Below are 16,134 nucleotides of genomic sequence, written 5' to 3'. Positions count from 1 at the left end.
AACTTTTGTCAAAATGTTCTACTATCAAGGCTCGCGTTACGGGCCTGTACCTTCCCAGGCCGGACTGTGGACGTAGATAGATCTGAAGACTAAGGTAAGCATGGAAATCTTTTTTACCATTTTGATTCTCACCTTGATCGTATCCTTGTCGGGTGTGATTACGCGCATTCTCCCGTTTCAAATTCCGCTGCCGTTAATGCAAATCGCTCTGGGCGCGCTATTGGCCTGGCCGCAGTTTGGCCTGCATGTGGATTTTAATCCGGAACTATTCCTGGTGCTGTTTATCCCGCCGCTGCTGTTCGCCGACGGCTGGAAAACCCCGGCGCGGGAGTTTTTGCGCCATGGGGGCGAAATCGTGGCCCTGGCGCTGGTGCTGGTATTGATTACCGTGGTCGGCGTGGGCTACCTGATTTACTGGATGGTGCCGGGTATCCCGCTGGTGGCCGCGCTGGCGCTGGCGGCGGTGCTGTCCCCCACCGATGCGGTGGCGCTTTCGGGCATCGTGGGCGAAGGCCGCATTCCCAAAAAACTGATGGATATTTTGCAAGGCGAGGCGCTGATGAACGACGCGTCGGGCCTGGTCTCGCTGAAATTCGCCATTGCCGTGGCGATGGGCACCATGGTGTTTACCGTGGGCGGCGCGTCGCTGGAATTCGTGAAAGTGGCGGCCGGCGGGCTGCTGGCCGGGGTGGCGGTAACCTGGGCCTACAGCAAATCGCTGCGTCTGATTAACCGCTGGAGCGGCGACGACCCTGCCACCCAGACGGTACTGCTGCTGTTGCTGCCCTTTGCCTCCTACCTGATTGCCGAACACCTCGGCGTCTCCGGCATCCTGGCGGCGGTGGCCTCCGGCATGACCATCGGCCAGTCCGGCATTATCCGTAATGCGCCGCTGGCCATGCGCCTGCGAGCCAACAGCGTCTGGGCCATGCTGGAATTTGTCTTCAACGGCATGGTGTTTATTATGCTGGGTCTGCAGTTCCCGGAAATTCTATCCACCTCCATTACCCAGGCCGAACTGGACCCTACCATTGAAACCTGGATGCTGTTTACCGATATCGTCGTGATCTACGGGGCGCTAATGCTGTTGCGGTTTTGCTGGCTGCTGCTGATGAAAAAATTCAGCCAGCGGTTTTTGAAAAAACGGCCGATGGTATTCGGCGACTACAGCATGCGTGAAATCCTGATTGCCTCGTTTGCCGGCGTACGCGGGGCGATTACCCTGGCCGGCGTATTGTCCATTCCGCTGTTTCTCAGCGACGGTTCGGCGTTTCCCTCGCGCTATCAATTGGTGTTTATCGCCGCCGGGGTGATTTTGTTTTCTTTGATTTGCGGGGTGATCGCGCTGCCGCTGCTGCTGCGCGGCATCGTGGTGGCGGATAAAGCGCTGCACCGCAAGGAGGAGCGCATGGCGCGGGCCGCAGCCGCCGAAGTGGCCATCGAAAGCCTGCATAAGATGCAGGAACGGCTGGCGCTCGATCAGGAAGAAAATATTGATGACCAAGTGCTTTCCGAGGTCAGCTCCCGGGTAATCGGCAATCTGCGCCGGCGCATCGACGGCAAAAACGACCCCGGCAACGCCTTGCTGATCGAAAACCTTGAGCGCCGCATGCGGCTCAATGCCCTGCGCGCCGAGCGGGGCGAGTATTATCACCTGCGCGCGCAGCAAAAGATCAGCAATGAAACCCTGGTCAAACTGCTGCACGATCTCGATTTGCTGGAAGCGCTGCTGATCGAAAGCGAATAATACCGGGAATTATACCGGTTATGGCAGCAGGGTGGGCTGTTCCTCCTGCGGCCAGTGTTTGCGGCAGGCGGCGATCCACGCCTGGGCGCAGTGGGGCAGATAGCTGCCCTGCCGCCAAATCAACCCCAGTTGCCAGGTCATCAGCGGGGCCACTGGCAGCCAGAGCAGGCGGCTTTTATCCAGCCGCTGGCAGATAGGCTCCGGCAGTATGGCGATGCCGATCCCGGCTTCCACCATGGCCGCCAGAAAATCCCACTGCCCGCTGCGTACCGCGATTTGCGGGTTAATTCCCTCGGCCTGGAAGGCCGATATTAATTGCCGGTACAGCGCGAAATCCTCGTTATAAATCAGCACCGGCCAGCGTCCCAGCTCGCTTAGCGGCACCGACGTGCGGTTAAGCCAGGGGGCTGTGCGCGGCACCACCGCGCACAGCGGATGGTTGAATAAAGGCAGCACGGTCAGGTCGGCTTCGGTGTCGACGGTCAGGGCGGTCAGCGCCAGATCCAGTTCCCCCGACAGTACCGCCTGTTGCACCGTCAGGCCGCCGAACTCCGCGATTTGTAGCTCGATGCCGGGATATAAGCGGCGAAAATCCCTGATTAAATCCGCCATTTGGGTACCGACCATGGGCGGTATGCCCAGGCGCAGCCGGCCTTTTTTCAAGGAGCCGATATCTTCCAGCTCCGCCTGGAGCTGGCGGAACTCATCAAGAATAGCCAACCCGCGGTTATATACCGCCTGGCCGCTGTCGGTCAGCCGCAGCTTGCGCCCGTCGCGAATCAGTAAACGGCAGTCCAGCTCTTCTTCGAGGTGCTTGAGCATCTTACTGATGGTCGGCTGGGTGACAAACAGCGTCTGCGCGGCGCGGGTAAAGCTTTGCTGCCGGACCACTTCAACAAAATACCGCAGGGTACGGATATCCATTACTATTCCTAGTGGGAATGATATCTATGATATTAATTCATTTTCAGCACGATTGCCGCCCCGCCTATAATGCAGGCTCTCTTGTCGTGAAAAGGAACGGATCATGTTGTTGCCGGGGCGTGTGACCATGCCGCTGTGCGTGCTGCAGGTTCAGTTATTGATTCAGGTAACGCTGTATATCGGTTTGTTTTTGGCGGCCCAGCAAGTCGTGGATCGCTATCATCTGCCGCTGCCGGCGAATGTGGTCGGCATGTTCATGCTGCTGGCGCTGATTGTCTCAGGGGTGTTGCCGGTGCGCTGGGTCTCGGCCGGAGCGCGTTGGCTGCTGGCGGAAATGTTGTTGTTTTTTGTCCCCGCCGTGGTGGCGGTGATTAATTATACCCAGTTGCTGCTGGTGGACGGGTGGCGCATCTGTCTGGTGATCGCGGTGAGCACCGCCCTGGTGCTGGGCATTACCGGCCTGGTGGTGGAGCGGGTTTATCGTTTTGAGCTATGGCTGGCGGCGCGCAGAATATCCCAGCATGATTGATATTATCCTGGGTGTGGTCTGCTTATTTGTGACGCTGGTCCTTTATTTCGCCAATAAAAAACTTTATCGCCAGCATCACCATTTAATGCTGATGCCGCTGATATTTACCCCGGCGGTATTGGTGGCCCTGCTGGCGGTGACCCATGTGTCTTATCAGCATTATCTGGTGGAAACCCATTGGCTGCTGTGGCTGCTGGGACCGGCCACCATCGCTTTTGCAGTGCCGGTATATGAAAACCTGACGGTGATTCGCCAGCATTGGCTATCATTGAGCGCCGGCGTTATTACCGCTACGCTGGTGGCGGTGGCCAGTTCGGTCTGGCTGGCGCGTCTGCTGGCGCTGCCGGAGGTGATCCAGCGCAGCCTGGCGGTGCGCTCCATTACCACTCCTTTTGCCTTGGAAGCGGCAAAGCAGATGGGGGGCCAGCCCGATCTGGTGGCGCTGTTCGTGGTGATCACCGGGGTATTCGGCATGGCGATTGGCGATATCGTTTTCTTGCGGCTGTCGGTGCGGGCTAAAATGGCCAAGGGCGCCGGGCTTGGGGCGTCATCCCACGGCGCGGGTACCGCGCGGGCCTACGAAATGGGCAATGAAGAAGGGGTGGTGTCCAGTCTGGTGATGATGCTGGCGGGCATTGTGACGGTCATGGTGGCGCCGCTTATCGGCCATCTGATGTGGTAACCACGCCGTGCGCCGAGAACGCATGCGCCGGCACCGGCAACGCGGTTGAACGACGCGAACCGCCGGTTTCGCCAGGGCGGCGCCCAAAGATGAGCGCCGCCCTGGCGGGGCTGAGTTAACGGCGCGGGCGCTACGGCGTTTTTATGATCTTGCCCTCTTTGTTAAAACGCGGCGGGGCGGCGGTCTCAGGCCGCAAGGCCGCAGGTTCCCGCACGCCGGTTTGCGAGCGGATAAACTGGGCGAAAAACAGGCCGCGCTCTTTGGCCCCCTGGGCGGACGTGTCGGTGATCGAAAACGCCCAAATACCGATAAACGCCACCAGCATGGAGAATAACGCCGGATATTCATAGGGATAGATCGGCGCCGCGTGGCCCAGCACCTTCACCCAGATGGTCGGCCCCAGGATCATCAGGGCCACCGCGGTAATCAGGCCTAGCCAGCCGCCCACCATCGCGCCGCGCGTGGTCAGTTTCGACCAATACATCGACAGCAGGATAATCGGGAAGTTACAGCTGGCGGCAATGGAGAATGCCAATCCCACCATAAAGGCGATATTTTGGTTTTCAAACAGTACGCCCAGCGCTATCGCCACGATCCCCAGGACGACCACGGTGATTTTTGATACCCGCAGTTCATCCCGCTCGGTGGCTTTGCCCTCCTTGATCACGCTGGCATAGAGATCGTGGGAGACCGCCGAGGCGCCGGCCAGGGTCAAACCGGCCACCACCGCCAGAATGGTGGCGAAGGCCACCGCCGAGATAAAGCCCAGGAAGAAGTTGCCCCCCACCGCATTGGCCAGATGCACCGCCGCCATATTGGAACCGCCCAGCAGCGCGCCGGTGCCGTCCTTGAAGACCGGATTGGCCCCCACCAGCAAAATGGCACCGAAGCCGATGATAAAGGTTAAAAAATAAAAATAACCCATGAAGCCGGTGGCATACAGGACGCTTTTACGGGCTTCCTTGGCATCGCTGACGGTAAAAAACCGCATCAGGATATGGGGCAGGCCCGCGGTGCCGAACATCAGCGCCAGGCCTAGCGACAGCGCGGAAATAGGATCGGACACCAAGCCGCCGGGCCGCATGATGGCCGCGCCTTTGCTGTGCACTTTCATGGCTTCGGAAAACAGCGTATCAAAGCTGAAATTCACGGTTTTCATCACCATCAGCGCCATAAAACTGGCGCCGGCCAGCAACAATACCGCTTTGATGATCTGCACCCAGGTGGTGGCGAGCATGCCGCCGAACAGCACGTACATCACCATCAATATGCCCACCAGCACCACCGCCACATGATAGTTCAGGCCGAACAGCAGTTGGATAAGCTTGCCCGCGCCCACCATCTGGGCAATCAGGTACAGCGCCACCACCACCAGAGAACCACACGCGGACAGCGTACGGATAGGCTTTTGCTTTAAACGGTAGGATGCCACGTCGGCAAAGGTATAACGGCCGAGATTGCGCAAACGCTCGGCGATTAAAAACAAGATTATCGGCCAGCCGACCAGGAAGCCCAGTGAATAAATCAGACCGTCGTAGCCGGACGTATAGACCAGCGCGGAAATACCGAGGAACGAGGCGGCCGACATAAAATCGCCGGAGATTGCCAGCCCGTTCTGCAAACCGGTGATATTGCCGCCGGCGGTATAATAATCTTTGCGCGAACGGGTTCTTTTCGAGGCCCAATAAGTGATATAGAGCGTCAGCGCCACAAACACCACGAACAGGATGATGGCCTGTACATTCAGCGGCTGCGGCCGGTCGGCCGGCGCCGCCTGCGCCAGTAACGGCATGGCCAGCAGCAAACCCGGCAGGAACCTGAAGGATTTATTCATTATGCCCTACCTCCCGCAGCAACTGCTGGGTTAAACGTTCAAATTCCCCGTTGGCCCGGATGACATAGACCGCGGTGAGGATAAAAGAGATCACAATTAAACCGATGCCCAGCGGAATACCGCGGGTAATGCTGGCGCCTTCATGCAATGGCGTGCCCAGCCAGCCTGGTGCGAAAGCGATAAGCAGGATAAAGCCATAGTAGAGCACCAACATAATCAGCGAGAGCAGCATCGCAAAACGCTGGCGTTTCGCCACCAGTTCTTTGAAATGCGGATTACTCGCTATCCTTTGATAAATGGTGTCATTCATCAGGGATTCTCCAGTAGGGTAGAGGTAATGATCGGAAAGCGCCGCCCGCGGGCGGCGAGGGTTTTATGAAGGCATATTCATGGATTGTTTTTCTTCTAACAGCTTTTCTACCACGCCGGGATCGGCAAGGGTCGAGGTATCGCCAAGATTGCTGGTATCGCCAGCGGCGATCTTGCGCAAAATGCGTCGCATAATTTTGCCCGAGCGGGTTTTGGGCAGTGAATCGGTCCAATGCAGGATATCCGGGGTGGCTATCGAGCCTATCTCCTTGCGTACCCAGCTGCGCACTTCGTTATACAGCTCGGCGGTGGGCATTTCCCCGTGATTAAGGGTGATATACGCGTAAATGGCCTGGCCTTTGATATTGTGCGGAATACCGACCACCGCCGCTTCGGCGATTTTCGGATGGGATACCAGCGCCGATTCTATTTCGGCGGTGCCCAGGCGGTGGCCCGAAACGTTCAGCACATCGTCCACGCGCCCGGTGATCCAGTAATAGCCGTCTTCGTCGCGCCGCGCGCCGTCGCCGCTGAAATACATGCCTTTAAAGGTGGAGAAATAGGTTTGCTCGAAGCGGTCATGATCGCCATATAAGGTGCGCGCCTGCCCGGGCCAGGAGTCGGTAATCACCAGGTTGCCTTCGCCCGCGCCGTCCTGGGCGACGCCGCCGTTATCCACCAGCGCCGGTTGCACCCCGAAGAACGGCAGCGTAGCCGAGCCGGCTTTTAACGGCGTGGCCCCCGGCAGCGGCGTGATCATAAAGCCGCCGGTTTCGGTCTGCCACCAGGTATCCACGATCGGACATTTGGCGTTGCCGATTTTATGGTAATACCATTCCCAGGCTTCGGGATTGATAGGCTCGCCCACCGAACCCATAATGCGCAGGGATTCCCGGCTGGTGCCTTCGATGGCTTTATCGCCTTCCGCCATCAGCGCGCGGATGGCCGTCGGCGCGGTATAAAGGATATTGACCCGGTGTTTATCCACCACCTGGGCCATGCGCCTTGCGTCCGGCCAGTTGGGCACCCCTTCGAACATCAGGGTAATGGCGCCGCAGGCCAGGGGGCCATACAGCAAATAACTGTGGCCGGTCACCCAGCCCACATCGGCGGTACACCAATAAATGTCGCCGGGATGATAATCAAAGACATACTTAAAGGTCAGGGCGGCATAAACCAGATAACCGCCGCTGGTATGCAGCACGCCTTTGGGTTTGCCGGTGGAACCGGACGTATACAGAATAAACAGCGGATCTTCGGCGTTCATCGCCTGCGGCGGACAGTCGTCCGCGGCGTCCGCCACCGCGTCGTGCCACCATAGATCCCGTCCCGGCGTCCAGTCGATTTGTTTGCCGGTGCGCTTGAAAACGATGACCCGCCCGATGGTTTTCACCGCCGAATTTTTCAGCGCGTCGTCGATATTCTTCTTCAACGGAATTTTACGGCCGGCGCGGATACCTTCATCGGCGGTAATCACCAGCTTGGCGCTGGAATCGACGATACGCCCGGCAATGGCCTCCGGCGAAAAACCGCCGAAAATCACGGAGTGAATGGCGCCGACGCGGGCGCAGGCCAGCATCGCCACAGCCGCTTCCGGCACCATCGGCATATAGATCGCCACCACATCGCCTTTGGCGATACCCTGGGATTTCAATACATTGGCGAAACGGCAGACCGCCTGGTGCAATTGCCGATAGGTCAGGGTCTGGCTTTCGCCGGCGTCGTCCCCTTCCCAAATAATCGCGGTCTGATCGCCGCGTTCCGCAAGGTGCCGATCCAGGCAATTGGCGGATACATTCAGCGTACCGTCCTCAAACCAGCGGATTCGCACGTGGCCGGGATCGAAAGACGTGTTTTTAACGGTTTTATATGGGGTGATCCAATCGATTATCTTGCCTTGTTCTCCCCAAAAAGCCTCGGGGTCGGTCACAGACTGCTGATAAAGCTGGCGATATTGCTCCTCGGAAATGAGGGCGCGATGCGCAATATCAGCCGGAATCGGGTAAGTATGCGGTTGGCTCATGGTTTCCTCCTTGTATTTGTTAATGATATGTCAAGCGCAGGTTAATTGAACCAGCTCACGGGGCTTTGTTTCCTTTTTGCGCGTTAGATCACGCATCTTTGTTGAGGGTTTGCTACGACGGCTAAAAATCTGTCGCCAGGGCGGAATTTGCGGGCGTTCCAACCCGCATATTTGTCATACATTTGATGTTTTTTTGCGCAATACATCCCAAGCGGCAACCGCCGCAAAAGCAAAATAAAAGCATTGAAATAGGTGTGCCTATGCATTAAATAATGAATTATTTAAATAAATTATTCGTTTACTTACATGCGGTTATAATTTTATTACCTGTGATTTTCCCCTATGAAGGATAAATCAATGCGAAGCGCGTATAAATCAATGCTTGCATTGAGGCTTTTTGAGATGGTACAGAGTTACGTCCTCGGGTTTAGGCCTTTTGAAAACAGACCCCGCCGCGCATGTCTAAATGGTGTAGAAAAGCGCTGACCATCACCAGCCAGGATAATAATTGGCCCCGGCGGGCTCACTTCGGGAAAATGATATTGTTATGAGAAAGTTAAAAATTACGCTTGCCTGGCAAATTCTGTTGGCCCTGATCCTGGGCATCGGCTTAGGCGCGATACTACATAACCAGCTGGAGAGCCGAGAGTGGCTTATCGGCAATATACTTGCACCGGCCGGCGATATTTTTATCCGCCTGATTAAAATGATCGTCGTGCCCATCGTGATTTCCACGCTGATCGTGGGCATTGCCGGGGTCGGCGACGCCAAAAAGTTAGGCCGCCTGGGCCTGAAAACCATTCTTTATTTTGAGATCATCACTACGCTCGCCATCGTGCTGGGCATTACGCTGGCCAATGTTTTCCAGCCGGGGCACGGGATCGATATGTCCACGCTGTCGGCGGTGGATATATCGCAGTACGAAAAGACCACCGAGCAGATACAAAGCGGCGGTCATAGCCTGGTGGGCACAATTCTCTCCCTTATTCCGCAGAACATTTTCGCCGCCATGGCGCGCGGGGAAATGCTGCCGGTAATCTTTTTTTCAGTGCTGTTTGGCCTGGGGCTGGCGGCGTTGCCGGTCGAGACCAAAACCCCGCTGCTTAATGTATTTAAAGCGGTGGCCGAAACCATGTTCAAAGTGACCCATATGATCATGCGCTATGCGCCGGTAGGGGTATTCGCGCTGATTGCGGTGACCGTCGCCAACTTCGGGTTTTCGTCGCTGCTGCCGCTGGCCAAGCTGGTGTTGCTGGTTTACGCGGCGATTGCGTTTTTTGCCCTGGTGGTTCTGGGGGGAGTGGCGCGCTTATGTCATTTGCGTATCTGGATGCTGATCCGCATTTTGAAAGAGGAATTGATCCTGGCTTATTCCACCGCCAGCTCGGAGAGCGTCCTGCCGCGGATCATCGAAAAAATGGAAGCCTATGGCGCGCCGCCGGCCATCACCAGTTTTGTAGTGCCGACCGGGTACTCTTTTAATCTGGACGGCTCCACGCTGTACCAAAGTATCGCCGCCATTTTTATCGCCCAGCTGTATGGCATTAATCTGTCCATCGGCCAGGAAATCATTTTGGTGCTGACCCTGATGGTGACCTCGAAAGGCATCGCCGGCGTGCCGGGCGTCTCGTTCGTGGTGCTGCTGGCGACGCTTGGCAGCGTAGGCATCCCCCTGGAAGGGTTGGCGTTTATCGCCGGGGTCGATCGCATTTTGGATATGGCCCGTACCGCGCTAAACGTGGTGGGCAATGCGCTGGCGGTGCTGGTGATCGCCAAATGGGAAAACCAGTTCGACGGCGACAAAGCCCTGGCCTATGAAAAACAGCTGCTGGCGCTGCGGGAAACCTCCTCGCTGCCGGTGTAAAACCCCATAAAAAAGCGGCGCTGTTCCAGCGCCGCAGAGCTTGATGACAAAGCCATATTTGCGGGCATGATAGGCAAGATCGTAAAGATGCCGTAAATCCATCCATGAGGGCTCGGGCGCGCGATTATGGCTCTCATCCTTGAGTGCCACCCTGCGGGCCAACGCCTTCTGCGTTGTTCAAAGACGCTCCCGGCGTCTTTGTCCCTGGCGCGCTACGCTTTACCCTTCTTACCCATCATGCCCACTTCAAACTGATGCACACGTTTGTCAGCAGTCTGAGCGGCGCTATTTTATCCTTTCCGGTGCAATATCCGGTATAACGCCGGGATCACCAGCATTGACAGCAGCGGCGCGCTGACCATGCCGCCAATCATCGGCGCGGCAATCCGCTGCATCACTTCCGACCCTACGCCTCCGCCCCACATAATGGGCAACAACCCCGCCATAATGGTGGCCACCGTCATTACCTTGGGCCTGACGCGCAACACCGCCCCTTCACGGATCGCCGCCAGCATCTGCTGCTCGGTTAACGGCCCGGGGCCGGTACGGTGATTTTCCATGGCATGATTCAGGTAAAGCACCATGATCACCCCGAACTCCGCCGCGACCCCCGCCAGGGCGATAAACCCCACCGCCGCGGCCACCGACAGGTTATAATGGAGCAGGTACAGCAACCAGACCCCGCCGATTAGCGCAAAGGGCAGCGTACCCATAATCAGCAGCGCGTCCCGCACCCGTCCAAAGGTGACGTATAGCAAAACAAAGATAATCGCCAGGGTAAACGGCAGCACGATTTTCAGTTTGGCGCTGGCGCGTTCCAGGTACTCGAATTGTCCCGACCAGCTTAACGATACGCCTTCCGGCAATTTTACCTGCTGCGCCACCGCCTGTTGCATCTCCTGCACGGCGGATTTTAAATCGCGGCCGCGTAAATCCACATAGATCCAATCAGACAGGCGGGCATTCTCGCTTTTCAGCATCGGCGGCCCGTCGCTGACGCGGATATCCGCCAAATCCGCCAACGTCACCTGGGCGCCGGCGGCGGTCACCACCGGCAGGTCGCGCAGTTTTTGCACCGAATCGCGCAGTTCGCGCGGATAACGCACATTGATGGGGTAGCGCTCGCGGCCTTCAATGGTTTCACCGATATTATCGCCGCCCACCACCGACGCCACGATGGATTGCAACTCGCTCACCGATACGCCGTAGCGGGCGGCGCGCACGCGATCGATATTAATGTCGATGTAACGCCCGCCGTTTAACCGTTCCGCCAGGGCCGACGTTACGCCGGGAACGTTTTTCACCACCCGCTCGATTTGCTGCGCCACCTCCTCGATTTGGTTGATGTTATTGCCGTTGACCTTAATCCCCACCGGACTTTTAATGCCGGTGGCCAGCATATCCAGCCGGTTGCGGATCGGCGGCACCCACACATTGGCCACCCCCGGCAGCGACACCGCCCGGTCCAATTCCTGCACCAGTTTGTCGGTGGTCATGCCCGGCCGCCATTGATCCTTGGGTTTAAAATGGATGGTGGTCTCCAGCATGGTCAGCGCCGCCGGGTCGGTGGCGGAATCGGCTCGTCCCGCCTTGCCGAAAGCAGTGGCCACTTCCGGCACGGTTTTAATCAACCGGTCGGTTTGCTGCAACAGCCTGGCCGCCTCGCGCGCCGAAATCCCCGGCAGGGTAGAGGGCATATACAGCAGATCCCCTTCGTCCAGGGCCGGCATAAATTCGGTGCCTAAACGGCTGAGCGGCAATAACGTGACCACCAGCAGCGCCAGCGACAGGGCCAGGGTGGTTTTCGGCCAGTCTAAAACCCGATCCAATAAAGGTTGGTACAGGCGAATCAACCCCCGGTTGATCGGGTTGGCATGTTCATCGGGAATGCGGCCGCGGATAAAATAGCCCATCAATACCGGCACCAGGGTAATCCCCAATCCGGCGGAGATCGCCATGGCATAGGTCTTGGTGAAGGCCAGCGGACCGAACATCTTGCCCTCCTGCGCCTCCAGCGAGAATACCGGGATGAAAGAGAGGGTAATGATCAGCAGGCTACAAAACAGCGCCGGCCCGACTTCGGTGGACGCCTGGGCCGAAATCCGCCAGTAATCGTCGCCCGCCGGGGTCTGGCCGGGATGTTCATGGCGCCACTTTTCCATGACCTTATGCATGTTTTCAATCATCACGATGGCCGCGTCCACCATGGCGCCGATGGCGATGGCGATGCCGCCCAGGGACATGATATTGGCATTGACCCCCTGGTAGTGCATGACGATAAAGGCGCCGAGAATGCCCAAAGGCAAGGTGATAATCGCCACCAAAGCCGAACGGAAATGGAACAGAAACAGGCTGCACACCAGCGCCACCACGATAAACTCTTCCAGCAGTTTATGGGACAACGTCTCGATCGCCTGCTTGATCAGGTTGGATCGGTCATATACCGGCACGATCTCCACGCCCGGCGGCAAACTGCGGCGGATCTCGTTGAGTTTCTGTTTAACGCCGTTAATCGTATCCAGGGCGTTTTTGCCATACCGCATAACCACGATGCCGCCGGCCACTTCCCCCTGGCCGTTCAGTTCCGCCACGCCGCGCCGCATTTCCGGCCCGAGCCGAATGCTGGCGATATCCGACAGCAATACCGGGATGCCGCCGCGGGAGGTAATGACGATATGCTCGAAGTCATCCGTGGTTTTCAGATAACCCGCGGCGCGCACCATATACTCCGCTTCGCTCATTTCCAGTACCGAACCGCCGCCCTCCTGGTTGGCCTGTTTTACCGCATCGATAACCTGCTGATGGGAAATATTCAGCGCGCGCAGCCGGTCCGGTTTGAGCAGGATCTGGTACTGGCGCACCATGCCCCCGACGCTGGCCACCTCCGACACATTCGGCACGGTTTTTAGCTCGAACTTCAGCATCCAATCCTGGATGGCGCGCAAATCCGCCAGGCTGTGGCGGCCGGTTTTATCCACCAGCGCATACTCATAAACCCAGCCGACCCCGGTGGCGTCCGGCCCAAGGGTGGCCCGGGCGTCCGGCGGCAGCGTAGACTGCACCTGGCTCAGGTACTCCAGCACCCGGGAACGGGCCCAATAAGGGTCGGTGCCGTCCTCGAACAAGACATACACATACGAGTCGCCAAACATCGAAAACCCGCGCACCGTCGTGGCGCCGGGCACCGACAGCATGGTGGTGGTCAACGGATAGGTGACCTGATCTTCCACCACCTGCGGCGCTTTGCCGGGATAACTGACGCGGATAATCACCTGCACATCGGACAAATCCGGCAGCGCGTCCACCGGCATACGCTGCAAGGCCCAAACACCCCATGCGGCCAGCAGCACGGCGCTTAACAGCACCAGCAGCCGGTTGCGCAGCGACCAGCGAATGATAAAAGCGATCATTTGGCGCTCCCTATCCGCATCATTTGCGTGATCTGCGCGCCGCCGTCATCCAGGGTAAAATGGAACATGACCCGGGAACCGACGGCGAGACCGTCAGGCAGACCGCCGGCGGGCAAAATAAAGTCCATGGTCATCGGCGGCCATTTGAGCTCGGGCACGGCGTGATGGGATAGCGTAACCCTATTGCCGTTAACCGCATCGATCACCCCTTCGGTGGCATACTCAGGCGAACGGGACGCCGGCGCGGCAGCGCCGTTCGCCGGCATGGCATCCATGGCCGGTGCGGTATTATTGCCGCCGGTATGCTCAGCGTGGCCGGTTGCCGCCGGGTCAGCCGCGGCGGCGGGTTGGGGGGCGGCGCTATCTGCCGCCGTCCCGCCGGCATCCGCCGTACTGCCCGCCATTTGCGGCAGGGCGCTGCGCAGGCTGGCCTCGGAGTCGATCAAGAACTGGCCGGAAGTCACCACCCGATCGCCGGCGGACAGCCCCTGGCGCACTTCGACCCAATCGCCGAATTCGCGGCCGGCGATAACGTTTACCGGGGTAAAATGCCCGTCGCCCTGGGCCAGTAGTACGGTATTGCGGCTGCCGGTCTGGATCAGCGCGTCATGCGGCATAGCCAGTACCTTTTCGCCTTTGGCCGCCTGGGCCAACTGCACATTTAAGTACATGCCGGGCTGCAACCGGCCGTTGTGATTTTCCAGCGCGATGCGCGCCCGGTAAGTACGGGTGGCGTTATCCACTACCGGCAACATCTCCGCAATCCGGCCATGGAAAGTTTCTCCGGGCCAGCGTGACGTAGTGGCGATAATCTCGCTGCCCGGTTCAACCGCGCCGGCCTGCGATTCGGGATAATCCGCCACTACCCACACCGGGTCCAGCGACGACAACTCAAACATCGCCTGCGAGGCGCCGACCTGGCTGCCCTCGCGTACATCCAGCTTGCTGATAAATCCCTGCTCGGGCGCGCGAATCTCAATGCGGGTTTGCGGCTGGCCGGATTTTTCAATCGCGCGGATAATCTCTTCCGGCATAAACAGCAGTTGCAACCGCTGCCGCGCCGCGGCGCTCAGCGACGGGTCGCCCAAATGGCGCACCGCCAAATATTCCTGCTGGGCGGCGCTCCATTCGGGTATCCACAGCCTGGCCAGCGGCTGGTTCTTGCTTACCTGCTGCTGCTCGGCGCGCACATACAGCTTTTCCACCAGGCCGTTGGCCCGCGCCGGGATAATTTGTATGCCGCGGTCGTCAATGCTGACGGTGCCGAACGCCTCGAAGCGCCCCTGCATTATCCGCCGTTCCACCGTGGCCACGCGTACGCCCAGGTTCTGCTGCTGGCGGGCGCTGACGGTAACGCCGCCGTCCTCCTGGGCCTCGTCGGCGTAGCGCGGCGTCAGCGGCATATCCATAAAGGGGGATTTGCCTGGTTTATCAAAACGCTGCCCCGGCGACATCGGATCGTACCAATACAGCACCTTGCGCCCGCCGGCATCGGCGGACGAAGCGTCGGTAGCCGTCGGTGAAGGAGCCGGGCGCCGGAAGAAATAGCCGGCGGCGAAGGCGGCCGCCAGGGCGGCCACTATCAGCACGGCAGCCACGACACGGCCGGTGGTTTGGCCGAAGGTCATGCGGCTCATAGTCTGTTCTCCTGCGGGATAAGATAACGGATGGCGGCCCAGTTTTGCGCCACCTCGCGCGCGGCGCGGTTCTCATTAAGCTGGCTTTCCAGCAGCGCGCGGCGGGCATTCAGAAGGTCGGCGAGCGATGCGCTGCCGGTACGGTACTGCGCCTGGATCAGTTGCAGCCGCTGTGTTTGCAGCGGCAGCACCTCGTCCCGTTGCCGCAGCCAGCGCGTCTGCGCGGCCTGGTATTGGGCCACCAGCGTGTCCAGTTGCGCGGTATGGTCGCGCACCGTCAGCGCCAGGCGATCGTTGGCTTCAAAGGTGCGCGCCCGGTCGGCGGCATGGTCTTTATCCTGGCGTTGCGACTGGAATAGAGGCAAATCCACGGTAAACATGATCCCGGCCATATCGTCCAGGCCATCGGCGCGTTTGCCGTAATAAACCTCGACGCCGACGTCCGGAATGGCCGCCACCTCCGACTGCGCGGCCCGGGCCTGGGACACTTCCGACTCGCGTTTGGCCTGCAAGACTTCGGGATGCAGCGCAACCCCCTGTGCAAGCGTAGCCGGGTCCGCCGGCAGGCGATCAAAGCGCGGCATGGGGCCGCCGGTCTGGATCTGGCCGATGCCGGTAAGCTGGGTCAACCGCGCTTGCGCCACCGCCACATCACGCTGCGCGTCGGTCAGCGCATCGCGCATCTCGATAACCACCAGGCGCCCGTCCAGTACCGCGCCGGCGCTGCCGCCGCCGGCCACCGCGGCGCGCTGCACCGCAATTTGCCGTTCGCTTTCAGCCAGCAGGCGCTGGGCCGCCGTCACGGCCTGCTGGGCCAGGGCCATATCCAGCCAGGCCTGGGCGGTATCCCGCTGCAACCGGGCGCGCAGGTTTTGATAACCGGCTGCGGTGGACGCGGCTTCGGCGCGAAAAGCGTTGGCTTTTCTTTCGCGCTTGGTGCTGCTGACATAATCCTGCATGATGCCGATACGCTGCATGGTCATGTCTTCGCGGGTGAAACGCCGGGCATTGCTGCCGCCCACCGGCAGGTTATCGATGCCGAATTTCAGCTTCGGGTCGGGAAGCTGCGTGGCGGAGTCGGCCTGGTTTTCCAGCGCCTGGCGTTGATGGATATTGGCGGAAAGATCCGCTGAATAATGTTCGGCCCGGGTTAGTGCCTCATCCAAACTCATTTG

General features: G+C 59.0%; 11 protein-coding genes. 4 read left to right on the top strand and 7 right to left on the bottom strand.

The window, feature by feature from the left end; translation table 11 throughout:
- Nucleotides 1–100: 100 nt before the first annotated feature.
- A complete protein-coding gene (locus tag ACL2XP_RS24895; RefSeq protein ID WP_413736095.1) occupies nt 101–1,747 on the top strand; it encodes a Na+/H+ antiporter in 1,647 nt (548 codons plus the stop codon).
- An 18-nt stretch (nt 1,748–1,765) separates the two neighbouring features.
- Here the strand turns inward: ACL2XP_RS24895 and ACL2XP_RS24890 are convergent, their stop codons facing one another.
- Nucleotides 1,766–2,671: a LysR family transcriptional regulator gene (locus ACL2XP_RS24890; protein WP_413736093.1), complete on the bottom strand. Its 906-nt coding sequence runs from the start codon at nt 2,669–2,671 to the stop codon at nt 1,766–1,768.
- A gap of 103 nt (nt 2,672–2,774) precedes the next feature.
- On the opposite strand from ACL2XP_RS24890, the gene ACL2XP_RS24885 reads away from it, so the two are divergent.
- On the top strand, nt 2,775–3,200 hold the full coding sequence (locus tag ACL2XP_RS24885; RefSeq protein WP_413736091.1) for a CidA/LrgA family protein: 426 nt from the start codon (nt 2,775–2,777) through the stop codon (nt 3,198–3,200).
- On the top strand, nt 3,193–3,882 hold the full coding sequence (locus tag ACL2XP_RS24880; protein ID WP_413736089.1) for an LrgB family protein: 690 nt from the start codon (nt 3,193–3,195) through the stop codon (nt 3,880–3,882). Before ACL2XP_RS24885 ends, ACL2XP_RS24880 begins: the two co-directional genes overlap by 8 nt.
- A 130-nt stretch (nt 3,883–4,012) precedes the next feature.
- Here the strand turns inward: ACL2XP_RS24880 and ACL2XP_RS24875 are convergent, their stop codons facing one another.
- The 3 genes from ACL2XP_RS24875 to acs all read right to left on the bottom strand — a co-directional run bounded on the left by ACL2XP_RS24875 (nt 4,013) and on the right by acs (nt 8,048).
- On the bottom strand, nt 4,013–5,716 hold the full coding sequence (locus ACL2XP_RS24875; RefSeq protein ID WP_413736087.1) for a cation acetate symporter: 1,704 nt from the start codon (nt 5,714–5,716) through the stop codon (nt 4,013–4,015).
- The gene (locus ACL2XP_RS24870; protein WP_413736085.1) at nt 5,709–6,026 is read right to left on the bottom strand and encodes a DUF485 domain-containing protein; all 318 of its coding nucleotides are present in this window, start codon (nt 6,024–6,026) and stop codon (nt 5,709–5,711) included. The genes ACL2XP_RS24875 and ACL2XP_RS24870 overlap by 8 nt, the downstream gene beginning before the upstream one ends.
- 63 nt (nt 6,027–6,089) lie before the next feature.
- A complete protein-coding gene (acs, locus tag ACL2XP_RS24865) occupies nt 6,090–8,048 on the bottom strand; it encodes an acetate--CoA ligase (protein WP_413736083.1) in 1,959 nt (652 codons plus the stop codon).
- Nucleotides 8,049–8,595: 547 nt separating this feature from the next.
- Between acs and gltP the strand changes: the two genes are divergently transcribed.
- The gene (gltP, locus tag ACL2XP_RS24860; protein WP_413736081.1) at nt 8,596–9,912 is read left to right on the top strand and encodes a glutamate/aspartate:proton symporter GltP; all 1,317 of its coding nucleotides are present in this window, start codon (nt 8,596–8,598) and stop codon (nt 9,910–9,912) included.
- 290 nt (nt 9,913–10,202) lie between these two features.
- Here the strand turns inward: gltP and ACL2XP_RS24855 are convergent, their stop codons facing one another.
- From ACL2XP_RS24855 to ACL2XP_RS24845, 3 genes are read right to left on the bottom strand one after another with little or no spacing between them, the layout of a single operon-like run.
- The gene (locus tag ACL2XP_RS24855; protein WP_413736079.1) at nt 10,203–13,322 is read right to left on the bottom strand and encodes an efflux RND transporter permease subunit; all 3,120 of its coding nucleotides are present in this window, start codon (nt 13,320–13,322) and stop codon (nt 10,203–10,205) included.
- Nucleotides 13,319–14,959, bottom strand: a complete 1,641-nt coding sequence (locus ACL2XP_RS24850) for an efflux RND transporter periplasmic adaptor subunit (protein ID WP_413736077.1) — start codon at nt 14,957–14,959, stop codon at nt 13,319–13,321. Before ACL2XP_RS24850 ends, ACL2XP_RS24855 begins: the two co-directional genes overlap by 4 nt.
- Nucleotides 14,956–16,131 (bottom strand): TolC family protein, encoded by a 1,176-nt coding sequence (locus ACL2XP_RS24845; RefSeq protein WP_413736075.1) that lies wholly within the window; start codon nt 16,129–16,131, stop codon nt 14,956–14,958. Before ACL2XP_RS24845 ends, ACL2XP_RS24850 begins: the two co-directional genes overlap by 4 nt.
- Between the last annotated feature and the right edge of the window lie 3 nt (nt 16,132–16,134).

It is taken from the genome of Sodalis sp. RH21 (genome assembly GCF_047324175.1).
Classification (GTDB): Bacteria; Pseudomonadota; Gammaproteobacteria; order Enterobacterales; family Enterobacteriaceae; genus Acerihabitans.
The sequence above is the reverse complement of the archived record's forward strand: the minus strand, read 5'-3'. Positions and strand labels throughout refer to the sequence as shown.